We start from the raw sequence: 24,525 nt of genomic DNA, 5'->3' as shown, positions 1-24,525 counted from the left end.
TACATAAAAATGGTTAACTGCAAGATTTTATTTTAAGTGTTATCAGTCTTTAGTTGTTTTTCCTGTTGATAATGATAAAATAAAGTACAAAGTACTTTTATCGGATGTAGAGAGGATGATCAACTTGACACACTTTAGTTCAAAGGAAGCGGAAAAGCAATATTATGAACAAGAAGCTAGCGAAACTGAGTTTTTAAAATGGTATCACCAACAAGAACTTCCTGAATATGAAAAGCCTTCTCTGACTGTAGATATTGTTTTAATGTGCTATAACAAAGAAGAAGATCAACTTAAAATACTGCTGATTAAAAGAAAAGGACATCCTTATAGAAATTCTTGGGCCTTACCTGGTGGATTCGTCAATAGAAATGAATCAACTGGAGAAAGTGTTTTACGGGAGACAAAAGAAGAAACTGGCGTGGTTATTTCTAAAGAAAATATCGAACAACTTCATAGTTTCAGTCGACCAGATCGAGATCCTCGCGGCTGGGTAGTAACCGTTAGTTATCTCGCTTTTATTGGTGAAGAACCATTGATTGCAGGAGATGATGCTAAAGAAGTCCGCTGGTTTACAATGGAACGGAAAGAAAATACACTTGCTCTTACCAATGGCGATGTAGAAATCATTTTGGATTTACAGACAGGTGCTTCAACTGGGAAAGATACTTTAGCTTTCGACCATAGTGAAATTATTCTGAAAGCTTTCAATCGAGTGGCGAATAAAATGGAACATGATCCTCAGGTATTGCAAGTTTTAGGGAAAGATTTTACGATCACAGAAGCTCGCAAAGTATTTGCAAAGTTTTCTGGTATTGATTATAAAACAATCGACCACTCAAACTTTAAAAAAGCCATGCTTCATCATTTTGAAGAAATTGGAGAACGTCCGGTAGGTATTGGTCGCCCTTCAAAAATTTATCAGCTAAAACCTGAAAACTCTGTTAAAAAATAATATCTCCTCACATAGTTACGGTGAAGAAAGGCGGATGAAATGGTCGTTTATTTAAGAAAAGCTGAAGCAACTGATCTAGTTAACATCATGGAAATTATTGCTGCTGCGAGACAAATGCTCCATGACAAAAATATTCCTCAATGGCAAAATGGTGAAGGACCTAATGAAGAACAGTTGAAACAAGATATCGTTTTACACCAGTGTTATGTCTTGATCGTCGATCAACAAATTGCAGGTCTGGGCATCCTTTCAACAAGTCCTGAACCGCCATATGAACAAATAAAAAATGGGCAATGGCAACAGACTCCTGGAAGCTATTCAGCGATTCACAGAGTCGCTCTTGATCCTACCTACCAAGGGAAAGGATTAGCATTGCTTTTAATGAATCTATTGATTACGACATCTAGATTGAATGGATACCTTGATATTCGCATCGATACCCATCCAGAAAATAAAACAATGCAACAATTGATTCAAAAAGCTGGTTTCACTTATTGCGGTGACATTTTACTGCCAGTAGCTGATGGCGAACGATTAGCTTATCAATTGGTATTGACTTAACTATAAAAAGCCTAAAACAAACAATTCAATCGTTTGTTTTAGGCTTAATTCGTCTCTTACTTTCTTCTTTTCTCTCTAGTAAAAGTTATCTCAGCAGATGTATTGTTAGTTAGGACGTTGCAGCTTTACCTGACGCTATTTCACTAACTGTTTTGCAATAAAACTTGAGTATTTTACTTGTCCGTCTACATTCGGATGAACTCGGTCATCATAAAACCATTCCTCATGCTCATTACTGTAGCCGTACCAGTCAATAACGACTAGATTTTTGTACTTCTTCTTCATTGTTTCGAGCATTCCATTGACTTCATTTTGCCATCTACGAGTAGGAACGCGAACGTTGATCCAAAAGACCTTGCGTTTTGAACCGATTGCTGTCATGAATTCATCAAATTGCGCTTCGGTAAATGATCCATTAGTCCCAAGACCAACTAAAACATTATCTTTCAATAATTGTTCTTTCTCTAGTTTTTCAATGACTGGTGTACTGGTATATAATTGTCTCCCTACTTCACCATCTACGATCATCTTAGGAAAAATCTCTTGTAATCCTGCAGCTGCATCTAAGATAACAGAATCACCGAAAGCTGTAACGTCCATCTCTTTGGCTTTCTTCGCTTCTTCAGCAGTTAAATCAAAATTCGCCTCTGACTCTGGCGTTGCCGCTTTTGTCGAATCGGTCGTTCTGCCTTCGTTTTTGGCTTTTTCTTCTGCTTTTCTCTGTTCTGCTTTCTTTTTGTTTGCTTCAATATTTTTTTGTAGTTGTTGCTGTTCTGCAGTAACTTCATTGGAAGGCGCAACAGCTAGAGCAAAGAGTGCAAAACAAGATAAAACAACACTGATCAAAGCTGTCACTTTAGCCACTGTAAACCATGGTTTGCGGAAAAAATCTTTGATAGCAAACCACGTATACTGATAATAAAATTTGCCCAATGGTTTCTCGATAAATCGATAGGATAATTCACTAATACCTAAAATCAAAGCAATCTCAATCAAAGAATGCAACAACACATGATCACTTAAATTTTTGATTTTAGCTTCATAAAAAATCATGACTGGGAACTGATACAAATAAATTCCGTAACTTCTTTTTCCAAACCAGGTGAAAACAGGATTTGTCAGCCAACGATTTAAATCGGCGCCTGGATGAGCTGTAACTGCCACTAGAATCGTTGCAAAAATACTGACAATAAACATTCCACCATAATAGACAAAAGCCAGATGGTCTGCTAAAAATAGGAAGGAAAGCAGTAAGACAACCAAGGAGGTAATTCCAACGCCATTCAGTAAATTTTTAGCCTTTATCGGTATTTCTTCTTTCAGACGGAAACTTGGCCAAACAAAGGCCAGCCCACTTCCCATTAAAATCGAAAATAATCTTGTGTCTGTTCCATAATAAACTCTTGTCGGGTCGGCACCAGGAGTATACAAAACTGCCATCAAAATACCAGATCCAACAGCCGCTGCCATGATCAAACCAAAAATTTTACCACTATGTTTCACATACTTTTTTAGTACAATAAATAACAACGGCCAAATCAAATAATTCTGTGCTTCAACTGCAAGAGACCAAATATGTGTAAATGGTGACTGGGTGGTAAATCGATCAAAATAAGAAAATCCTTTAAAAATTTGCCACCAATTATTATAGTACAAGACACTACTGGCGACTACACTACGTAAATTATTGAGTAAGTCTTGCTGGAAAAAAACAATATAGGCTGAAGCTGCTACCAGCATGGCGACTAAGCCTGGATAAAGCCGTTTCATACGACGAATATAAAAGCTTTTAACATCGATTGCTTCAGTTTGTAACCATTCTTGCCTTAGTAAATCAGTAATTAAATAACCAGATACTGCAAAAAAAATAGGGACACCTAAATAGCCCCCATGCATTATATTAGGGAACAAATGATACAGAATCACGCCGACGACCGCAATAGTTCGTATTCCATCGAACCCGGTAATATAACGGCGATTTTCTAACCTTTTCTTATTATTCATTTATATTTTCCAACTTTACTAATATTCTTTTTTATATTTCGAGTAATTTTTAACAAAGGAACATGATTTTAAAAATGATAGACGATAGAAAAAATAAGTCTTATTTGACCCGAAAAAGGTGGTCTGTTGAAGTGTTAAAAAAATTCTATCTGGGCTCATGTTCTTTGACGGTCGGTGTTTTTCTGACCGATTTAATGTAGTAAGTTAAATATACGTTCTTTCCAGACAAATGGCAAGAACTCTCTCTCCTATTTTCCATTTTTTAAGTAAATTTTAGACATTCTTTTGAAATAAAAAAAATGAGTTGTCAGTTAGAATTTCATCTAGTCGGCAACTCATTTTTTATTCATTTGTAAGAGAGCGAAAAAACGGCAAGAAAAAAGTAGCTACTACACTTCGTTTCGATCTCATCAATCTCTATACCTTAACGACACTAGGAATTTAAGGACTTGGTTCTTGGAGCTAAACACTTTCGTCTCGGCCTCTAAACAAGTAACGCATACAATGACGGATTATCACTTAAATCAATATACTTAGGATCAAACTCTGCCATTTTCTGTAGTAGATTAGGTAACTCCTCTTTGTCTTTCAGTAAAATACCCAACACTACTGGGCCTGTTCCACGATTGACTTTTTTCGTATACTCAAACCGGGTAATATCATCATTTGGACCTAAGATATCTGTTACGAATTCTCTTAATGCGCCTGGTCGCTGAGGGAAGTTGATCACAAAGTAATGTTTTAGTCCTTCAAAAATTAAAGAACGTTCTTCGATTTCTTCCATTCGATTGATATCATTATTACCACCGCTGATGATACAAACAACATTTTTCCCTTTAATCTCATCTTTGATCAGTTCTAATGCTGAAACACTCAGAGCGCCAGCTGGCTCGACTACAATTGCTTGTTTAGTGTATAACTCTAAAATCGTAGAACAGACTTGTCCTTCATCTACAGCTAAAAGCTCATCAACATATTCAAGCGTATGTTCATACGTTAAATTGCCCACTTGTTTAACTGCTGCACCATCAACAAATTTTTCTACACTATCTAGCATTACCGGTTTGCCTTCATCAAAAGCCGCCCGCATCGATTGGGCACCTAATGGTTCTACGCCAATAACAGCCGTCGTTGGACTAACGCTTTTAGTATAGGTAGAAACACCACTAACTAAACCACCACCACCGATTGCTGCCAACAAATAATCTACTTGAAATGCAGCTTCATTCGCCTCCTGAAAAACTTCAATGGCTACTGTCCCTTGTCCAGCCATGATATTTAAATCATTAAAAGGATCAATAAAAGCTTGATGATTGGCATTAGCATATTCTTTAGCAGCTTTAGCGGATGCATCAAAAGTATCACCAATTAATTTAACTGTCACTTCATCTCCACCAAAAAACTTTACTTGAGATATTTTTTGTTGCGGCGTTGTTGTTGGCATAAAAATCGTTGCCGCAACGTTCATTTCATGACAAGTGTATGCAACTCCTTGAGCATGATTCCCTGCACTTGCACAAACTACACCGTTTTGCAGCATCTCATGAGGAGTTTGTTTAATCGCATAATAGGCCCCTCTTAATTTGAATGAACGAACTTTCTGTAGATCTTCTCTTTTTAAATAAACGTTGCATTGATATTTTTGTGATAGATATATATCGTATTGCAATGGCGTTTTGGTTACTACGTCTTTTAGCACATCATATGCTTCTTCAACATTTGTTTTTGTTAATGTCAACAAATTCTCCCCACCTTTCAGTATGTAAGAGAGACCGAGAAAAATGACTATTTTCTCAGCCTCTGCTCGCTAATCGTTTAATTTAGTCTTCTCTTGAAACAAATGGCATCATCTTACGTAATTCTGCACCGACTTTTTCGATTGGGTGTCCAGCATTTTCTTTACGCATTTGATTAAATTCTTTAAAGCCGTTTTTGTTGTCATCAATGAAGCCTTTTGCAAATTTGCCATTTTGGATATCCGTTAAAACCTCTTTCATGTTCGCTTTAGCTTCAGCCGTTACGACACGAGGTCCTGAAACATAATCGCCATATTCAGCAGTATTTGAGATTGAGTTACGCATTTTCTCAAATCCTCCTTCATAAATCAGATCAACGATCAATTTCAATTCATGACATACTTCAAAGTATGCCAATTCTGGTTGGTAACCAGCTTCTGTCAACGTTTCAAATCCAGCTTCGATCAAGCTTGTTAAACCACCACATAATACTGCTTGTTCACCGAACAAATCAGTTTCAGTTTCTTCTTTAAAGGTTGTTTCTAACACACCAACACGTGTTGCGCCGATTCCTTTGGCATAAGATAAGGCAACATCACTGGCTTTTCCTGTTGCATCTTGATAAACCGCAAATAATGCAGGTACTGCAAACCCTTCTGTAAAGGTACGACGAACAAGGTGTCCTGGTCCTTTAGGAGCAACTAAGAAAACATCCACATCTTTTGGTGGGTTGATTACATCAAAATGAATATTGAAGCCGTGTCCGAAAGCTAACGCGTTACCTGCTTCTAGATTTGGTGCAATCTCTTTGTCATAAAGATCTCCTTGAATTTCGTCTGGTGCTAAGATCATTACAACATCTGCTTTTTTAGATGCTTCTTCAACAGATAATACGTCGAAACCATCATTACGAGCAGCTTCTGATGATTTTCCTTCACGGATTCCGATGATCACTTGATTACCGTTATCTCTTAGGTTTTGCGCATGAGCATGACCTTGTGAACCATAACCGATGATTGCAATTGTTTTTCCTTCTAATTGATTGTTCTCTACTGAATTATCGTAATATACTTTTGCCATTGTTGAACCCTCCAAATTTTTTATGCTTATAAGCGTATGCTTTAAGACCCATTTTTAGTTGTTGCCTCTGGTAAATCCAGTGACGCCTGTTCTTGCTAATTGTTTGATGCCATATGGTGCGACAACATCAACGAAAGCACTGATTTTTTCACTCGTTCCTGTAACTTGAATCACCACTGAGCGAGTGCCGACATCGATCACATTGGCTCTAAACGGATCGATCACTGAGAATAATTCAGCGCGAACTGCTGCTGGTGCATTGACTTTTACCAATGCTAATTCTCTTTCTAAATGCGCTTCATCTGTGATATCTGAAACTTTAATCACATCGATTTGTTTATTTAATTGTTTAGTGACCTGTTCTGCTTCTTTTAAATCTGATACTTGAACCACTATGGTGATTCGTGATACATGATCTAACTCTGTTGGACCAACTGAAATACTGTCGATGTTGACTTGTCTGCGTGTCAGCACGCCACTGAAGCGATTCAAGACACCAGAATTATTATTGACTGTTGCTGTAATGATCCGTTTCATTTTAGTCCACCCCCAGCATTTGATAGTTAGCTTTGCCAGCCGGAACCATTGGTAGTACATGTTCAGTTGGCGAAACCATCACTTCGATCAAAATCGAACCAGTTTCTTTAAATGCCTCAGTCAAATCAGCTTCAATGGTCGCCGGATTATCAAGCCTAACGCCTTTGATATGATAAGCTTCTGCCATTTTAACAAAGTCTGGTTGGCTCTCAAAGACAGATTCTGAACGACGTTCGTTAAAGAAACTTTCCTGCCACTGGCGAACCATCCCTAATGATTGATTGTTTAGGATCACAATCTTGATTGGACTATTATAAATGTTCAAAATAGCTAATTCTTGATTGGTCATTTGGAAACCGCCATCACCTACGAATAATACGACTTCCTTATCTGGACACCCTAATTTTGCACCGATTGCCGCTGGAATGCCATACCCCATTGTCCCAAGACCACCACTAGTAATCAATTGCTTCTCATTTTTGAATGGATAAAATTGAGCTGCCCACATTTGATGTTGACCTACATCGGTTGCAACAATCGCTTCACCCTTCGTCAATTCACCGATGAATTCGATGACTTTTTGCGGCTTGATTTCAGTGGTTTGCTCTTTATCGTATTTAAACGGATGTAATTTTTTTCTAGAAAGATTTAATTTTTTCCAATCAGTCGTATCGCTGCATGTGACTTCGATTTTCAGCATTTCTTTTAAGGTCTCTTTGGCATCGGCTACAATCGGAATTTGTGTCTCAATGATTTTCCCAATTTCAGCTGGATCGATATCCACATGAGCAATCATTGCATTTGAAGCAAATTCTTTTGGTGCACTGGCTAAACGATCATCAAAACGAGAGCCGATATTAATCAGCAAATCGCAATCTGTCAGCGCCATATTGGCTGCAAACGATCCATGCATACCACCCATCCCTAAGAATAATTCGTGTTCAGTTGGGATAGCCCCTAACCCTAGTAAAGAACTCAATGCTGGTACTTGATATTTATTGATAAATGCTACTAATTCTTTTCCCGCATCAGCGTGTAAGACACCCGCACCTACAAGTACTAGTGGTTTTTTGGCTATAGCAAGAGCTTCCATCAATTTTTTCACCTGAAGCTTATTCGGTTTCAAGGTTGGTTGATAGCTTGGTAAGTTTAGTTTGACCTCAATCTCTGCATCTGATTCCATTATAGTGATATCCTTTGGTAAATCGATCACAACTGGTCCTTTTCTGCCCGTTGTTGCAATATGAAAGGCTTCTTCGATAATTCTTGGTAGCTCTTTGGTTTCTCTAACCTGATAATTATTTTTGGTGATGGGCATGGTTAATCCGATCACATCGGCTTCCTGAAAAGCATCTTTTCCGATACCATCTGTGAGAACTTGACCTGTAAACACAACCATTGGAATCGAATCACTCATCGCATCCGCAATCCCGGTAATTGCATTCGTTGCACCAGGACCGCTGGTTACGATCACAACACCAGGTTTACCAGTTGCTTTAGCGTAACCTTCAGCCGCATGTACAGCGCCTTGTTCATGTCGCGTCAAAATATGAGGAATATCGCCATCATATAAAGCGTCATATAAAGGAAGGACTGCTCCACCAGGATAACCAAAAATCATTTCTACCTTTTGCTTCAACAACGCTTCTATCAAAATCTTTGAGCCATTTTTCATTTTTCTTCGTTGTTCTGCCATGAGCTTCCCTCCTCTAGTCTAGCAAATCTTCTGGAATCTGCATGATTCCGCCTGTATGAGCTGAAGTTACCAATGCTGTATAACGTGCTAAGTATCCTGTTTTTACCTTAGCTTTGAATTTCGGCAATTGGTCATTTCGTTTCGCCAACTCTTCATCAGAAACATGTAGTTCTAGTGTTCTATTGATTAAATCGATTTCGATTTCGTCACCATCTTTTACCAAAGCGATTGGACCACCTGCAGCTGCTTCTGGAGAAATATGTCCTACAGCAATTCCCCGAGTTGCTCCAGAGAATCGGCCATCAGTGATCAAGGCAACATCTTTACCTAAACCACGTCCAACGATACTCGATGTTGGTGCCAACATCTCTGGCATACCAGGACCGCCCTTTGGTCCTTCATAACGAATCACAACAACATGTCCTTTGGTTACTGTATGATCATCGATTGCAGCAACAGCTTCATCATGGGAACTGAAACAAATCGCTTTTCCAACAAATTTTTTGATTGATGGATCAACACCACCAACTTTGATCACACTGCCTTTAGGTGCAATATTGCCATATAAAATCGATAAACCACCGACTGGGCTGTATGGATTTTCTTTTGGATGGATGACTTCTTCATTTTTGATTACAGCATCCTGAACATTTTCACGAATCGTTTTTCCTGTAACCGTGATTCGATCTGGATGAATAGCATTACCTAGATCAACTAACTCTTTCATGATTGCTGGAACGCCGCCTGCTTCATGTACATCATGCATTGAGTACGCAGAAGAGGGTGCAATTTTAGAAAGGTATGGAACACGCTCTGCAATTGCATTGACTTCCTCCAGGTTATAATCAATCTCAGCTTCATTAGCGATCGCTAAGGTATGCAAGACAGTATTTGTTGAACCGCCCATTGCCATATCTAAAGCAAAAGCATCATCAATTGCTTCTTTCGTAATGATATCTCTTGGTTTCACCTGATTTTTAACTAGGTCCATCAAATGAAAAGCGGATTTTCTAACTAATTCTCTACGTTCATCTGATACAGCTAAAATCGTACCATTACCCGGTAAAGCCATTCCTAAAACTTCCATCAAACAGTTCATAGAGTTTGCCGTAAACATTCCTGCACATGAACCACAAGTTGGGCAAGCATTTTGTTCCATAAAATTAAATTCTTCTTCAGTCATTTTACCTTCTTTAAAAGTACCGACCGCTTCAAACATATTAGAAAGTGTGGTTGTATGTCCTCTTGGGTCAACGCCTGCTTTCATAGGTCCGCCTGAACAAAAAATGGCTGGAACATTGGTCCGAACACTGGCCATCAACATTCCTGGAGTGATTTTGTCACAGTTTGGGATGTAAAAAACACCATCAAACCAATGAGCATTAATGACAGTTTCTGCAGCATCTGCAATAATTTCTCGACTTGGCAGTGAATAACGCATACCAATATGTCCCATAGCAATCCCATCGTCTACACCGATCGTATTGAATTCAAAAGGAATTCCTCCCGCTTCACGGATTGCTTCTTTTGCCACATCCGCTAATTCTCTCAAATGCACATGACCCGGGACAATATCAATATAAGAATTACAAATTGCAATAAACGGCTTGTCCATATCTTTGGCATTTTTAACCTGTCCAGTCGCATAAAGTAAGCTTCTAGCAGGGGCGGCTTCGATTCCTTTTTTGATTTGATCACTACGCATGTTTCATCCACTCCAATTCTGTTATCTGCAGAGAATTCCATTTTTCAGATTCTTCTGCTTCAGTTTCTTATTTATGCATTGCCTCTTTACAGCACAGCACTTTCTACAAAAAAAACATCCCATCGATTAAATGGGATGTCTTAGTAAGAACCCCATCTACCAAAGACAAACAGGACTCAAACATCTGCGAAATTTCTCAGTGTTCTAAGTCCTACACGATAAAATAATGACTAATACGTGGTTGTTGTTTGTTTTTTTCATAGCAATGGTCTCCTCTTTTATAAAATCTATAAAGATTAAAATAGCATGTGGTAAATAAAAGCTTTTGTTAACTATAAACCGAATAAATGAGAATGTCAATAAAATTTGATAAAAAGATTCAGAAAATTCTAAAAACATCCGTATTGCTTTTCTTACTTATCGTTTATATTTTTGACTATATAAAAAAAGACACCCCAAATGATTGGAGTGCCACCTATTTTTAACCTCTTTGGAAATAATATAACGGTTTATGTGTTAATCGCTTCATTTGTCGTTTCTTGTCTTCGATGATTGAAAGTAACTCATCTGAAAAACTTTCTAAGATGACCCGACCGCCTTTATACGTACTGCCGCCCATTGAGATCACTTCATCAGGCGTTAAAATGACTTTTCTATGTGCAATTTTTTTGAAAAACTCTTCAATCAAGTATGTAGGCAAATAGAAATTATTTTGAGCCGAAAACGATTCTAAATAGATAAAATCGTCGATACTGATATAACAATCATCCATTGAAATAAAATTGACTGATTTGTCGACATAGATGTCTCTTTTTTGGAGGATCTCATTGATTTTCTTGTTCAGAAGATTCAATGTCTCTATTTCCTTGACATAGTTTTCTAGTTCTCGATACCGGACAGCCTTACGCTCCTCATAGGTCACACGTAATGCTACCCCGACTGATACGATCACAGCACCGATCAAAACACCTGTAATACCTGCAATAAAAACAACCATTGGGATTCCCTCACTCTTTTCGTTCTTGTTTTTTTAGTATAACACACTCTTTCATATGCGCAAAAAAATAAGAGAAAAAAAACAAAGATTTAGGAATGAAATCAGCAAACAATATCATTCGATTTTTCAGTTTATTTGAGAGCATTAGCGTTGACCTTTTTTGACCAATAAAGTATACTTTTTTTAAGCATTAAGGTATGCTTTGTGATAAAATGATTTTGAAGAGTTTTTTATATAGGAGGAATATACTATGAATTTAATACCAACAGTCATTGAACAGTCATCTCGTGGAGAAAGAGCGTATGACATTTATTCACGATTATTAAAAGATAGAATCATTATGTTGAGTGGTCCGATCGATGATAATGTAGCCAACTCAGTCATTGCGCAATTACTATTTTTGGATGCGCAAGACTCTGAAAAAGATATCTATATTTATATTAATTCACCAGGCGGAAGTGTTTCTGCTGGTTTAGCTATTTTCGATACAATGAATTTTGTTAAAGCAGATGTTCAAACAATCGTCCTTGGCATGGCTGCTTCTATGGGGAGTTTCTTACTAACAGCTGGTACAAAAGGCAAACGTTTTGCCTTACCAAACGCTGAAATTATGATCCATCAGCCGCTAGGCGGCGCTCAAGGTCAAGCAACTGAGATCGAAATCGCAGCGAAACACATTCTTGACACGCGCGATCGCTTAAATAAAATTTTAGCAGAGCGCACGGGCCAACCACTTGAAGTTATCGAACGTGATACTGATCGTGATAACTTTATGACAGCTCAACAAGCAAAAGAATACGGCTTGATCGATGAAGTAATGGAAAATAGTAGCTCATTAAGCAAATAAACTCAATGCCCAAAATTTCTTTTAAGAATTTTGGGCATTTTTATTTAAACTACGAACAAAAAGCGCTACACTAAAGAGAGAAGAAATGAAAGGATGGTATTAAAATGGATATTTCAGTAATTGATGCAACAAAAGTTACAACAGAGAACGGTTTAGCTATTGGTAATGATTCAGCACCCGTAAAAATGGTAGAATTTATGAATGTTCGTTGCCCTTATTGTAAAAAATGGTTTGAAGAATCTTTTGACTTGTTAAATGAATATGTTAAAGCCGGTAAAGTTCAACGAATCATCAAACTTTTAGATAAAGAAAAAGAAAGTTTGCAACGTGGTAATGTCATGCATCATCATATCAATTATGATCTACCTGAAAAGGGTTTAACTGATTTAAAACAAATGTATGATACCCAAGATCAATGGGGACATCTTTCTTTAGAAGATGTCGCGATATTTGCAGAAGATAATTTGCAACTAGCTAAAAAAGAAGAACCTGCAATTGTTCAAGCCATCGTAGCGGAAGCGGAAGCTGCTAATATTAAATTTGTGCCAACCATCGTAATTGGTGAGCATATCTTTGATGAGTCAGTGACAAAAGAAGAATTAATTCGCTACATTGAAGGGAACTAAAAAAGTGAGACAAAGCTATTTAGGCTTTGTCTCACTTTTTTTATTTTCATGATCGGTATTTACGCTTTTATCTATTGAGGCATCTTCCACTTCTTTTTTAGCATCTTGACCAAAGCTCAAAATCTTATCTACATCTTCTTTTCCAAGAAAAGTCCCTAGTCCTTCTCCCAGTTGTTTGATTTGCCTCATGATAAAATCTTTATCTTCTACACCCATCCTACTCACCTAGCCCTCTGCTATTTGGATTTAGCCATCTACACGGAACTATGCACTTTTTTCTCTTAGTTTATCTGCAAATTCATTGATTTTACGAATCCGATGATTGATGCCAGATTTCGAAATAGCGCCAGATGGAATCATCTCACCCAACTCTTTCAAACTGACTTCCGGATATTCTAAGCGTAATTCTGCAATCTCCTGCAGTTTCTCCGGTAAAGCTGAGAGTCCAACAACACTTTCAATATATTGGATATTTTCAATTTGTTTCGATGCTGCATCGATGGTTTTATTTAGATTTGCGGTTTCACAATTTACTAAACGATTCACTGAATTACGCATGTCTCGAACGATACGGACATCTTCAAATTTTAGCATTGAATTAGTCGCACCAATCAAGGTTAAAAAATCGGCAATTCTTTCGGCACCTTTCAAATAAGAAATGTAACCATTGCGCCGCTCCAACGTCCGGGCATTTAAGTCATAGTAGTTCAGCATCTGGCAAATATCGTCATTATGTTCTTCGTAAATCGAAAATATTTCCAAATGATAACGACTTGTTTCCGGATTATTGACCGAGCCGGAAGCCATAAATGCTCCTCTTAAATACGATCTCATTTTTTGTGCATTCCCGATAATATCATCGGATACATGGGTGTTGAACATCATGCCATCTAAAATATCCAAATCTGCTAGGACACTTTTCGTGTCTTGCTTTAGTCGAACGATATACACGTTATTTTTTTTTAGTTTCATTTTTTTTCGGACTAACAATTCCGATCGAACATCGTAATGATCTTTTAAAAGAGAATAGATTCGTCTGGCAATCGCTGCATTTTCAGTTTGAACATTCAGTACAAATTGCTGGTTTACAATACTTAATGATCCGTTCATCCGAATCAAAGCAGCTAACTCAGCCCGAGCGTGCTCTCGATGAACCTCTAATGTCGTCAGTTCTTTTTTTACATCTGCTGCAAATGACAAGTTTCAGCCCTCCTCTCTTATTGATAAGTCCTTAATATCTTGCGCCAAATACAATTCGGAATAATTCGTCTACTACTTTATCCCCATCATGAAAAACGCCACCATCACGTAGCTTTAAGAAGTCCGTAGAAATCACACGACAGCCTTCGTCTCGTAATTTTTGGAAGTCATGTTCCACTTGGACTAAGTACTCATCATAAACTTCTGGATCCATATAGCCATCAGGAACGTTTTCTGTATTGACCAAAACAGTATCAACAAATTTACTATTCAAGTGTTCATGAAGTACACACACATGATCAGCATCAGTAAAATGTTCTGTTTCACCTTTTTGAGTCATGATATTACAAATATAGACTACTTCACCTTCCGCATTAATGATCGCCTCGCCAATTTCATTGATCACCAAATTAGGTAAAATACTGGTGAACATACTGCCTGGTCCCAACACGATCATATCCGCTTCCTCAATTGCTTTAACAACTTTTCTAGCCGCTTTAGGTTGCTCATCGTCATTGGTATTGGTTACAAAAACATGATCAATTGTTTTACGATCAACGGCAATGCTTGATTCACCGATCGCAGTCGTACCATCTTTAAATACAGCATGAAGAGTCAATGGTCTTTCTGACGAAGGATAGATATGTCCATCTACATGCATCATTTTTGAAAGTAGCTGAATTGCTTCATAAGTGCTGCCACGCATTTCTGAAACAGCAGCAATAATCAAATTACCAATTGCATGGTTGGCAAAATACTTGTCTGATTTATCAAACCGATATTGAAAAATATCTTCATAAAGCTGGGGCATATCAGACAAAGCAACCAACACATTACGTAAATCTCCTGGCGGCGTCATATTCATTGACTCACGAATCGCCCCACTACTGCCACCATCATCAGCAACAGTCACAACAGCTGTGATATCAGCACTTTGGTTCCGCAAGCTTTTTAAAATAACAGGCAAACCCGTTCCACCGCCAACAACGACGATTTTAGGTTTTCTAATCCGGTAGGTTTTCATTTTCATGAGCGGTTCACCGTCTCTTTCCGCTTGCCTTTGTCACGATGTGTGATGTTTACATGGTAATCTTGTTCAAGTTCCTTAGCCACACGTTCTGTCAAAGCTACTGAACGATGTTGTCCTCCCGTACAGCCGATAGCAATCGTTACACTGGATTTGCCTTCTTTTTCATAACCAGGCATCACGTTTTTCAACAAATCGATAAAGCGAGTATAAAAACTTTCTGTCTCAGGAAAACTCATGACATAATCATAAACAGATGAATCTTGACCTGTCAGCGGTCTTAGTTCAGGGATATAATGAGGGTTTGGTAAAAAACGCACATCCATCACAATATCAGCATCAATCGGCAATCCATATTTAAAACCGAATGAAATCAGCTCAATACGAAATTCATGGGTATCTCTTGATTTGAATTCTTCATTGATTCTTTCTCGTAATTGTCTTGGAGATAATTCAGTCGTATCGATCACAACTTGCGCATCACCTCTGATCTCTTCAAGAATCGCTCGCTCTTTTCTAATGCCTTCTGTAATTAGGCCATCCATTGCTAATGGATGCGCACGGCGCGTTTCTTTATAACGAGAAACTAATTCTTCATCTGTTGCATCTAAAAACATGATCGTTGTGTCGATCAAATTAGTATTTTCTAATTCAACTAACATATCTTGAATTTCTCTAAAAAAGTTACGAGAGCGTAAATCAATTACTAAAGCAATCTTCGTTACTTTTCCAGATTCTTTGATCAATTCCCAAAACTTAGGGATTAAACTTGGGGGCATATTATCGATACAAAAATACCCCATATCTTCAAAACTTTGAATGGCTACAGTCTTCCCTGCACCGCTCATTCCAGTGATTATCACTAATTGTAAATTATCAGCCATGTATAGCGCTCCTTTGAAAACATTTTACTAATTATAGCATTCCGGGCGTATCAAAGAAAGCTTTTCAAACGATTCTATTGATTTATTCGGATTTTCTTATAAATTGATGCGAATAAAAATTGGAACAGTATTATCTATCAGTATTGCTTCAGATTACTATTTGATACATCACTAAATCACTTCGACTAGAGCCAAAGACACTTTTCTACTATATTATAACCACATAACAATGGATTCCATATATATAAAATGAATTAAAAAAACATTTGTAAAAAAACAAGAGAACAAAACAAACGTTTTGTTCTCTTGTTTTTTGTTTATTTATGTTTGAATAAAATAATTTAAGCAAGTCTCTCTACCTAACTATGCATTCTCAATGACATTAAAATAGGCTAAATTCAAAATAGGCTCATCACAACTTATGACTGGACGATCAGACGGATGGCATTTAACCACTTTGACTTGTACATCTTCTTCTTTTTTGGAGATGGCTTCCCCTACAAAAAACCAAGAAAAATTTGATTCATGACAAACATAATGTTCACCAATTTTTACTTCTCTTTTTTTCAAGAAAAAATCATCCTTTCATACTCTTCTGATATCTATAGAATATCATGTTTTTTAAGAAATTATTATTCAACTTACGTATATATTCTTTCTTTTTTTGACTTTTTTTAAATAAAAGTGATTATAAAACGTATGTTTTCATTCGTTTTATCATTTAATTCTCATTTTTATTTATCAAATAGTTCTCTTATATTTACTTTTCACGGAATAAGTCCTTATTTTAAAAAAAAAAAGACAACCTTCACTGATGAAGGCTGTACTTTTCTTTTTTGAACGGATTATTTATAGAAGGAAAGATATATACCAATTAGGTTGAACAATATATCTATCTGATTGTGATTCTACTGCAACCACTTTAAGAAATCAATACCAATAGACAATTTTGTTCCAAACTTCATACTTTCTTTAAAAACAACGGTAATACTTTCAAAATGGAGTATACCAATTTATAAAACTCGTTTTAAATACTTACCCGTATAGCTGGCTTTGACTTTGGCGATGTCTTCTGGCGTCCCTGTTGCTACAATTGTTCCACCACCATCTCCACCTTCTGGACCCAAATCAATTACATGGTCTGCCGATTTTATCACATCTAAATTATGCTCAATCACAAGAACCGTATTTCCAGCTTCAACCAATCGTTCCAAAACGACTAGTAATCGTGCAATATCATCAGTATGCAATCCTGTTGTCGGCTCATCTAATATATAGAAATTTTTACCATTTGAATTTTTGTGTAGCTCACTAGCAAGCTTCATTCGCTGTGCTTCTCCACCAGATAGCGTGGTTGCTGGTTGGCCTAACGTAACATAGCCTAATCCTACATCGACAATTGTTTTCAATTTACGATGAATCTTAGGGATATGTTGGAAGAATGCCACTGCATCTTCAACAGTCATATTCAATATATCAGAAATATTCTTTCCTTTATAATGAACTTCTAGTGTTTCTGAGTTATAACGTTTACCATGACACACTTCACAAGGAACATAGACATCTGGTAAAAAATGCATTTCAATCTTAATAATTCCGTCGCCACGACATGCTTCACAACGGCCGCCCTTCACGTTAAAACTAAATCGTCCTTTTTTGTATCCACGAACTTTAGCTTCATTAGTCTTTGCGAATAAATCGCGAATGTCATCAAACACACTTGTATAGGTCGCCGGATTACTTCTTGGCGTACGCCCAATCGGACTTTGATCGATATCAATGATCTTTTCGATATGTTTGTATCCAGTAATACTTTTGTGTTTTCCAGGTTTATTCGAATTACGATTGATTTTTTGAGCTAAAGCTTTTTTCAAAATTTGGTTGACCAAGGTACTTTTTCCAGACCCTGAAACACCAGTTACAGCCACAAATTCTTCTAAAGGAAACTCTACTGTGACATTTTTCAAGTTATTTTCAGCTGCACCGGTAACTTTGATTATTTTACCGTTACCTTTACGACGTTCTTTAGGGACTGGGATTACTTTTTTCCCAGATAAATACTGACCAGTTAAAGAATTAGGATTTTTTGCGACTTCATCCGGCGTACCAGAAGCTACGATTTCTCCGCCTAAATGTCCAGCACCAGGTCCCACATCGATCAAGTAATCAGACGCTCTCATTGTGTCTTCATCATGTTCCACGACGATCAAGGTATTGCCTAGATCACGCATTTTCTTCAGTGATTCGATCAGACGATCATTATCTCTTTGATGAAGACCAATTGATGGCTCATCCAATATATATAAGACTCCCGACAAATTAGAACCAATTTGAGTCGCTAAACGAATCCGCTGTGCTTCACCACCCGACAATGTCCCTGCCGCTCGACTAAGTGTCAAATAATCTAGTCCGACATTTTTTAAAAAGTTCAGACGATCTTCAACTTCCTTTAAAATTGGTTTGGCAATCATTTGTTCTTGTTCAGATAATGTCACTGTTTCGAAAAATTTCACTGCATTTTTGATAGCCAATTCACTGACTTGACCGATATTTGTATTATCGATTTTAACTGATAAGGCTTGTGGATTTAAACGGTATCCTTTACATGTCTTGCAAGTTAATTCAGTCATATATAAACGCATTTGATCACGAGTAAAGTCGCTATTTGTTTCATGATATCGACGCTTGATATTTGTTAAGACACCCTCAAATGGAACTTCCACATCACGCACTCCGCCAAAATCATTTTCATAATGAAAGTGGAAAGGTTCTCCATTCGAACCATTCAAAATGATTTCTTGATGTTCCACGGGAAGTTCGTTAAATGGTGTATCCATGTCAATATTGAAACTATCAGCTGCTTGTTCCAACATTTGCGGATAATATTGAGAACTGATTGGATTCCAAGGTGCAATTGCCCCTTCTCGCAATGTTTTAGTTGGATCTGGAATGACTAGATCCCGATCGACTTCTAATTTTATTCCTAATCCATCACAATCAGGACAAGCTCCAAATGGCGCATTAAAAGAAAACAATCTTGGCTCTAATTCACCTACAGTAAAACCACAGTATGGACAAGCATAATGTTCACTGAACAACATTTCTTCTCCACCAATCACATCAACTAGTGCATAACCGTCTGCTAATCTCAATGCTGCTTCAAATGAATCAAATAAACGAGAACGGATACCTTCCTTTACAACAATACGATCAATCACAATCGCAATATCATGTTTTTTATTTTTTTCAAGTTCAGGTGCTTCGCTGACATCATAGGTTTCCCCATCTACTCGCATCCGAACATAGCCTTCCCGTTGAATCATTTCAAATACTTTTTTGTGTTGACCCTTTTTCTTCACGATCACAGGTGCTAATACTTGGAGCTTTGTTTTTTCTGGCAGTTCCAAGACTTTGTCTACCATCTGTTCAACAGACTGACTAGTAATTTCAGTACCATCATTTGGGCAAATTGGATGCCCTACTCGAGCAAACAACAATCTTAAGTAATCATTGATCTCGGTTACGGTTCCTACTGTCGAGCGTGGGTTTTTACTTGTTGTTTTTTGATCGATCGAAATCGCTGGACTCAACCCGTCAATACTATCCACATCTGGCTTATCCATCTGACCTAAAAATTGTCTTGCATAAGCTGAAAGACTTTCCACATAACGGCGTTGTCCTTCTGCATATAACGTATCAAAAGCCAGTGAACTTTTCCCAGAACCAGAAAGCCCAGTTACTACAACCATTTTGTCACGAGGAATCGTGACATCTATATCTTTTAAATTATGTGCACGTGCACCATGAATAACAATCTTATCATTTGCCATTACTACTCTCCTTTGCTGTGAAACACAGTGATAATGTTTTTCTGAACTGATGTTGAACAGTACAAGGTGACCACAGGGAACGTTGATCCTTATTATTTTCTATTTCCTTTAGCCAATCCACCTTACTCTGCTGCTTTCAACTCCAAAATCGTATCTCTTAGAGTTGCTGCTGTTTCAAAGTCCAATGCTTTAGCTGCATCGCGCATTTCTTTTTCTAGTTTCATTAATAAATCAGCTTTTTCTTGGCGACTCAACTCATGATATGATTTATCGATCTTGATTGGTTCGCCTTTTTCATTTGTTTTAGAAATTGAAATCAACTCGCGGATTTCTTTAATGATTGTTTTCGGTATAATACCATGTTCTTCGTTATATTTTTCTTGGATCGAACGGCGTCGTGCTGTTTCATCCATCGCTTTTTGCATAGAATCAGTGATTTTATCAGCATACATAATAACTCGACCATCTGAATTACGGGCGGCACGACCAATAGTTTGGATCAATGAGCGCTCACTCCTCAAGAAACCTTCCTTATCAGCATCTAAAATCGCAATCAATGATACTTCAGGTACATCTAACCCTTCACGGAGCAAGTTGATCCCGATCAAGACATCAAATTCACCTAAACGTAAATCTCGAATGATTTCTGTTCGTTCTAAGGTCTTAATGTCACTATGCAGGTATTTGACTTTGATCCCTAACTCTTTAAGATAATCGGTTAAGTCTTCAGACATTTTCTTCGTTAAAGTCGTGATGAATACACGTTGATCTTTCTCAACTCGTTCATGGATCTCGCCTACTAAATCATCGATTTGTCCCATGATCGGACGAACTTCGATCAATGGATCTAATAAGCCTGTCGGACGAATGATCTGAGGAATAACAGTATCTGTTTGTTCATACTCGTATGGTCCAGGTGTTGCAGAAACATACACCACTTGATGCACATGTTTTTCAAATTCTTCTAACCGTAACGGACGATTATCCAAAGCACTAGGTAAACGGAAACCATAATCTACCAGCATTTGTTTTCTAGCACGGTCACCATTATACATACCACGAATTTGCGGCATCGACACGTGTGACTCATCGATCACAAGTAAAAAGTCATCTGGGAAAAAGTCAATCAATGTATACGGCGGTTCGCCTTCTGAACGGCCATCCATATGACGAGAATAATTTTCGATACCAGATGTATAGCCCATTTCCCGCATCATTTCGATATCGTAATTTGTTCTCTGCTCCAAACGTTGTGCTTCCAGTAATTTATTTTCATTGCGCAAAACAGTCAAACGAGCATCCAACTCTGCTTGGATTTGTGAAATTGCATGTTCCATATGATCTTCATTGGTTACAAAGTGCGTTGCTGGAAAAATCGCGACATGTTCTGTCTCACCGATCACTTCACCAGTCAATGCATCAACTTCTCGAATCCGCTCAATCTCATCGCCAAAAAATTCAACTCGTAACGCATGATCATCTCGTGATGCAGGAAAAATTTCAACAACATCGCCACGAACACGAAAGCGCCCACGTTGAAAATCTATATCGTTTCGCTCAAATTGAATATTTACTAAATCAGTCAACAGCTGACTACGATCCATCTCCATGCCTACACGAATCGAAACAACTTGCTCACTATACTCTTTGGGATCACCTAAACCAAAAATACATGAGACAGATGCCACTACGATCACATCATTTCGTTCTAATAAAGAGCTTGTCGCTGAATGTCGTAACTTATCGATCTCATCATTGATACTGGCATCTTTTTCTATATAGGTATCGCTTGAGGGTACGTAGGCTTCTGGTTGGTAATAATCGTAATAACTAACAAAATACTCGACCGCGTTATTAGGGAAGAATTCCTTGAACTCTCCATAAAGCTGTCCAGCTAATGTTTTATTATGGGCAATGACTAATGTTGGTTTGTTTACTTCGGTAATCACATTGGAAATCGTAAATGTTTTCCCGGTTCCAGTTGCACCTAATAAAATTTGTGCTTTTTCCCCGCCTTCGATACCGTCTACTAATCGTTTGATTGCTTCTGGCTGATCTCCATCTGGTTTATATTTTGAGACTAAATCAAATGTATTGGAGGTCTCTCTTTCTATCATCCAACATCCTCCTTTTACTTCTTTTAATTACGGCTTCATTTACTAAAAACAACTGGGAATATGAATCTCACTAACTGATACAACTCGCCTTAAGTTGAAATGAAACTACTGTCATTATTTTAACATACCGAACATATTTTCGCTAGTTTTAGAATGGTTTGCGTGTACGTATTTTTTGCCAATTTACATTTTATTTAATCTTTTGTTTGCCTCTAAATTAGTATCCTTCGATAATTCCCAACTCTTTTATGTCACATTTCATAACATAAGATGTGAGGAAATGAGTTTTTTTTGACTTTCTCATTGTGAATGACTTGTGTTTTTGCCTTTTTTTACTATATAATTATCCAATATGCGAGCTATCTAGCTACACAAATTAATTCTTAGGAAACTAGAAAAATTGTCATTGAAACAGAAAACGTTTCAAAGTCAATTCCCTAACTTTCTACAGGACTAAACGATTTGTTCCGCTTTAAAACGTTATCTAGCTGGGTGGGCTAGTCACTACGCTCTACTTCGATCTCATCAAGACTGGACGAGCCCACTACGCTTTTAAAATTAGGAGGTATTTTATGAAAAAGAAACACTTTTTACTTTCATTCATTGTAATGATGGCAAGTCTACTGACATTTACACTTGGGCAAAGCGCTCAGGCTGAGGAAAAAACATATACTATAGGAACAGATTTGACTTTCGCCCCTTTTGAATTCCAAGACTCTAAAGGAGAATATGTTGGAATCGATGTGGATCTGCTTCAGGCAATCGCTGAAGCTCAAGATTTTAAAGTTAATCTGAAGCCGCTTGGGTTTGATAGCGCCATTCAAGCTGTACAATCAAAACAAGTAGACGGTATGATTGCCGGTATGAGCATTACTGATGAACGAAAAAAATCATTTGATTTCTCAGATCCTTATTTTGATAGTGGTCTGCAAATGGCCGTTAAAACAGGAAACGATAAAATCAAAAGCTATGATGATCTAAAAGGCAAGACAGCTGCTGCTAAAGTGGGAACTGAAAGTGCTGCTTTCTTAGAGAAAAACCAAGAAAAATACGGCTATACAATCAAAAATTTCGATGATGCAACGGGTCTTTATCAAGCACTTGAAAATAATGAAGCAGATGCCATTTTCGATGATTATCCAGTTTTAGGCTATGCCGTAACGAATGGCCAGAACCTGCAATTAGTTGGTAAAAAAGAAACAGGTAGTTCATATGGTTTCGCTGTTAAAAAAGGGCAAAACAAAGAATTGATTGAAAAGTTTAATGCTGGTTTAAAAGAACTAAAAAGCTCAGGTAAATATGACGCTATCTTAGCGAAATATATTACTACAGGAACTGAAACAGATTCTGATTCTAAAATGAAAAAGATCCAACCTAAAAAAGATACCTATGTAGTCGCTAGTGATTCAACCTTCGCTCCTTTTGAATTTCAAAATGCTGATGGTAAATACGAAGGAATTGATGTTGACTTAGTAAATCGAATTGCCGAACTGCAAGATTTTACTATCGAGTTTAAATTTATCGGCTTTAGCTCTGCTGTTCAAGCAGTCGAGTCTGGTCAAGCAGATGCAATGATCGCCGGCATGACGATTACAGATGAACGTGAAAATTCCTTTGACTTTTCTACGCCTTACTTCAATAGTGGCATTCAAATCGCTGTCAAAAAAGGCAATGACAAAATCCATTCTTATGAGGATTTAAAAGATAAAAAAGTTGGCGCTAAAATTGGGACTGAAAGTGCTGATTTCCTTGAATCGAACAAAGATAAATATGGTTACTCGATCAAATATCTAGATACGACAGATGCATTATACAGTGCGCTTGAGATCAATGAGATCGATGCTATGATTGATGATTATCCTGTCATTGGTTATGGTGTGGCACAAAAACAACCATTAACAACGCCAATTCCACGTGAAGAAGGCGGAAAATATGGATTTGCTGTTAAAAAAGGTAAAAATCCTGAACTGATCCAAATGTTTAATGAAGGTTTAGCAGAATTAAAACGAACTGGTGAATATGATGAGATCATCGGAAAATACGTAAAAGATGGCGCTACTGAAAATAAAGTGGATGAATCAACATTTGTCGGCATGATTCAAAATAACTGGAAACGATTATTAAACGGATTATGGATGACTATTCAATTAACCTTGGTTTCATTTATTTTAGCTCTGATCGTTGGAGTACTTTTTGGATTATTCAGTGCCTCACCATCAAAAACTTTACGTGTGATTTCGACGATTTATGTTGATATCATTCGTGGGATTCCTTTAATGGTTTTAGCTTTCTTTATCTACTTTGGCTTACCTGGAATTCTAGGTTTCAACATTCCAGTATTTCTTGCTGGAATCATTACACTGACCTTAAATGCAAGTGCTTATATCTCTGAAATCGTCCGTGGCGGGATCAATGCAGTGCCAGTCGGTCAAATGGAAGCGTCACGTAGTTTAGGTCTTTCATACAACCGTACAATGCAAAAAATCATTTTACCACAAGCAATCAAAATCATGATTCCTTCTTTCGTCAATCAATTTGTTATCTCATTAAAAGATACAACGATCCTTTCTGCGATTGGTCTGATCGAGTTGTTGCAAACAGGTAAAATCATCGTTGCTAGAAACTTACAAAGCACAATGGTCTACTTCGTGATTGCCATGATGTATTTGATTTTGATCACAGCCTTGACGAAATTAGCTAAAGTTTTAGAAAAGAAGGTGAAATAA

19 protein-coding genes are annotated in these 24,525 nt (G+C 37.4%); 5 read left to right on the top strand and 14 right to left on the bottom strand.

The window, feature by feature from the left end; all coding sequences use genetic code 11:
• The first annotated feature begins 124 nt into the window (after positions 1 to 124).
• The gene (locus A5819_RS11450; protein WP_086279680.1) at positions 125 to 952 is read left to right on the top strand and encodes an NUDIX hydrolase; all 828 of its coding nucleotides are present in this window, start codon (positions 125 to 127) and stop codon (positions 950 to 952) included.
• A gap of 39 nt (positions 953 to 991) precedes the next feature.
• Positions 992 to 1,513 carry a GNAT family N-acetyltransferase gene (locus A5819_RS11445; RefSeq protein ID WP_086278911.1) on the top strand — a complete coding sequence of 174 codons (522 nt, stop codon included), beginning with the start codon at positions 992 to 994 and terminating at the stop codon, positions 1,511 to 1,513.
• 135 nt (positions 1,514 to 1,648) lie between these two features.
• On the opposite strand, the gene A5819_RS11440 is transcribed toward A5819_RS11445, so the two are convergent.
• The 7 genes from A5819_RS11440 to A5819_RS11410 all read right to left on the bottom strand — a co-directional run bounded on the left by A5819_RS11440 (position 1,649) and on the right by A5819_RS11410 (position 11,268).
• Positions 1,649 to 3,517: an acyltransferase family protein gene (locus A5819_RS11440; protein ID WP_086278910.1), complete on the bottom strand. Its 1,869-nt coding sequence runs from the start codon at positions 3,515 to 3,517 to the stop codon at positions 1,649 to 1,651.
• A 484-nt stretch (positions 3,518 to 4,001) separates the two neighbouring features.
• Positions 4,002 to 5,255, bottom strand: a complete 1,254-nt coding sequence (gene ilvA, locus A5819_RS11435; protein WP_176271416.1) for a threonine ammonia-lyase IlvA — start codon at positions 5,253 to 5,255, stop codon at positions 4,002 to 4,004.
• Between the two features lie 82 nt (positions 5,256 to 5,337).
• The gene (gene ilvC / locus A5819_RS11430) at positions 5,338 to 6,333 is read right to left on the bottom strand and encodes a ketol-acid reductoisomerase (protein WP_086278908.1); all 996 of its coding nucleotides are present in this window, start codon (positions 6,331 to 6,333) and stop codon (positions 5,338 to 5,340) included.
• A 54-nt stretch (positions 6,334 to 6,387) separates the two neighbouring features.
• The gene (gene ilvN / locus A5819_RS11425) at positions 6,388 to 6,870 is read right to left on the bottom strand and encodes an acetolactate synthase small subunit (protein WP_086278907.1); all 483 of its coding nucleotides are present in this window, start codon (positions 6,868 to 6,870) and stop codon (positions 6,388 to 6,390) included.
• Position 6,871: 1 nt separating this feature from the next.
• On the bottom strand, positions 6,872 to 8,566 hold the full coding sequence (gene ilvB / locus A5819_RS11420; protein WP_086278906.1) for a biosynthetic-type acetolactate synthase large subunit: 1,695 nt from the start codon (positions 8,564 to 8,566) through the stop codon (positions 6,872 to 6,874).
• Between the two features lie 13 nt (positions 8,567 to 8,579).
• Entirely contained in the window at positions 8,580 to 10,271 is a 1,692-nt protein-coding gene (ilvD, locus tag A5819_RS11415; protein ID WP_086278905.1) for a dihydroxy-acid dehydratase, read from the bottom strand.
• Positions 10,272 to 10,752: 481 nt separating this feature from the next.
• Positions 10,753 to 11,268 carry a hypothetical protein gene (locus A5819_RS11410; RefSeq protein WP_086278904.1) on the bottom strand — a complete coding sequence of 172 codons (516 nt, stop codon included), beginning with the start codon at positions 11,266 to 11,268 and terminating at the stop codon, positions 10,753 to 10,755.
• Positions 11,269 to 11,518: 250 nt separating this feature from the next.
• On the opposite strand from A5819_RS11410, the gene clpP reads away from it, so the two are divergent.
• Together clpP and A5819_RS11400 are read left to right on the top strand one after the other, a co-directional pair.
• Positions 11,519 to 12,115 carry an ATP-dependent Clp endopeptidase proteolytic subunit ClpP gene (gene clpP / locus A5819_RS11405; protein WP_010760682.1) on the top strand — a complete coding sequence of 199 codons (597 nt, stop codon included), beginning with the start codon at positions 11,519 to 11,521 and terminating at the stop codon, positions 12,113 to 12,115.
• A gap of 104 nt (positions 12,116 to 12,219) precedes the next feature.
• On the top strand, positions 12,220 to 12,741 hold the full coding sequence (locus A5819_RS11400) for a DsbA family protein (protein ID WP_086278903.1): 522 nt from the start codon (positions 12,220 to 12,222) through the stop codon (positions 12,739 to 12,741).
• A 15-nt stretch (positions 12,742 to 12,756) separates the two neighbouring features.
• On the opposite strand, the gene A5819_RS11395 is transcribed toward A5819_RS11400, so the two are convergent.
• From A5819_RS11395 to uvrB, 7 genes are all read right to left on the bottom strand, one after another.
• On the bottom strand, positions 12,757 to 12,957 hold the full coding sequence (locus A5819_RS11395) for a hypothetical protein (protein ID WP_086278902.1): 201 nt from the start codon (positions 12,955 to 12,957) through the stop codon (positions 12,757 to 12,759).
• A 48-nt stretch (positions 12,958 to 13,005) separates the two neighbouring features.
• Positions 13,006 to 13,941: a DNA-binding protein WhiA gene (gene whiA, locus A5819_RS11390; RefSeq protein ID WP_086278901.1), complete on the bottom strand. Its 936-nt coding sequence runs from the start codon at positions 13,939 to 13,941 to the stop codon at positions 13,006 to 13,008.
• A gap of 31 nt (positions 13,942 to 13,972) precedes the next feature.
• Entirely contained in the window at positions 13,973 to 14,971 is a 999-nt protein-coding gene (yvcK, locus tag A5819_RS11385; protein WP_176271415.1) for a YvcK family protein, read from the bottom strand.
• Entirely contained in the window at positions 14,968 to 15,852 is an 885-nt protein-coding gene (gene rapZ, locus A5819_RS11380; RefSeq protein ID WP_086278900.1) for an RNase adapter RapZ, read from the bottom strand. Before rapZ ends, yvcK begins: the two co-directional genes overlap by 4 nt.
• Before the next feature lie 363 nt (positions 15,853 to 16,215).
• The gene (locus A5819_RS11375) at positions 16,216 to 16,422 is read right to left on the bottom strand and encodes a hypothetical protein (protein WP_086278899.1); all 207 of its coding nucleotides are present in this window, start codon (positions 16,420 to 16,422) and stop codon (positions 16,216 to 16,218) included.
• A 443-nt stretch (positions 16,423 to 16,865) separates the two neighbouring features.
• Positions 16,866 to 19,682, bottom strand: a complete 2,817-nt coding sequence (gene uvrA, locus A5819_RS11370; protein WP_086278898.1) for an excinuclease ABC subunit UvrA — start codon at positions 19,680 to 19,682, stop codon at positions 16,866 to 16,868.
• A gap of 122 nt (positions 19,683 to 19,804) precedes the next feature.
• Positions 19,805 to 21,799 (bottom strand): excinuclease ABC subunit UvrB, encoded by a 1,995-nt coding sequence (gene uvrB, locus A5819_RS11365; protein ID WP_086278897.1) that lies wholly within the window; start codon positions 21,797 to 21,799, stop codon positions 19,805 to 19,807.
• Between the two features lie 572 nt (positions 21,800 to 22,371).
• Here uvrB and A5819_RS11360 point away from each other — a divergent pair.
• The gene (locus A5819_RS11360) at positions 22,372 to 24,525 is read left to right on the top strand and encodes an amino acid ABC transporter substrate-binding protein/permease (RefSeq protein ID WP_086278896.1); all 2,154 of its coding nucleotides are present in this window, start codon (positions 22,372 to 22,374) and stop codon (positions 24,523 to 24,525) included.

It is taken from the genome of Enterococcus sp. 7E2_DIV0204, assembly GCF_002140855.1.
Lineage (GTDB): Bacteria > Bacillota > Bacilli > Lactobacillales > Enterococcaceae > Enterococcus_L > Enterococcus_L lemimoniae.
This window is presented reverse-complemented; position numbering and strand designations above follow the sequence as displayed.

What these genes read in the sequence shown, in the direction of transcription:
- A5819_RS11445 (WP_086278911.1), top strand. Translation starts at nt 992, where the DNA reads ATGGTCGTTTATTTAAGAAAAGCTGAAGCAACTGATCTAGTTAACATC.
- A5819_RS11440 (WP_086278910.1), bottom strand. Translation starts at nt 3,517, where the DNA reads ATGAATAATAAGAAAAGGTTAGAAAATCGCCGTTATATTACCGGGTTC.
- ilvC (WP_086278908.1), bottom strand. Translation starts at nt 6,333, where the DNA reads ATGGCAAAAGTATATTACGATAATTCAGTAGAGAACAATCAATTAGAA.
- ilvN (WP_086278907.1), bottom strand. Translation starts at nt 6,870, where the DNA reads ATGAAACGGATCATTACAGCAACAGTCAATAATAATTCTGGTGTCTTG.
- ilvB (WP_086278906.1), bottom strand. Translation starts at nt 8,566, where the DNA reads ATGGCAGAACAACGAAGAAAAATGAAAAATGGCTCAAAGATTTTGATA.
- ilvD (WP_086278905.1), bottom strand. Translation starts at nt 10,271, where the DNA reads ATGCGTAGTGATCAAATCAAAAAAGGAATCGAAGCCGCCCCTGCTAGA.
- A5819_RS11410 (WP_086278904.1), bottom strand. Translation starts at nt 11,268, where the DNA reads ATGGTTGTTTTTATTGCAGGTATTACAGGTGTTTTGATCGGTGCTGTG.
- clpP (WP_010760682.1), top strand. Translation starts at nt 11,519, where the DNA reads ATGAATTTAATACCAACAGTCATTGAACAGTCATCTCGTGGAGAAAGA.
- A5819_RS11400 (WP_086278903.1), top strand. Translation starts at nt 12,220, where the DNA reads ATGGATATTTCAGTAATTGATGCAACAAAAGTTACAACAGAGAACGGT.
- A5819_RS11395 (WP_086278902.1), bottom strand. Translation starts at nt 12,957, where the DNA reads ATGGGTGTAGAAGATAAAGATTTTATCATGAGGCAAATCAAACAACTG.
- yvcK (WP_176271415.1), bottom strand. Translation starts at nt 14,971, where the DNA reads ATGAAAATGAAAACCTACCGGATTAGAAAACCTAAAATCGTCGTTGTT.
- rapZ (WP_086278900.1), bottom strand. Translation starts at nt 15,852, where the DNA reads ATGGCTGATAATTTACAATTAGTGATAATCACTGGAATGAGCGGTGCA.
- uvrA (WP_086278898.1), bottom strand. Translation starts at nt 19,682, where the DNA reads ATGGCAAATGATAAGATTGTTATTCATGGTGCACGTGCACATAATTTA.
- uvrB (WP_086278897.1), bottom strand. Translation starts at nt 21,799, where the DNA reads ATGATAGAAAGAGAGACCTCCAATACATTTGATTTAGTCTCAAAATAT.
- A5819_RS11360 (WP_086278896.1), top strand. Translation starts at nt 22,372, where the DNA reads ATGAAAAAGAAACACTTTTTACTTTCATTCATTGTAATGATGGCAAGT.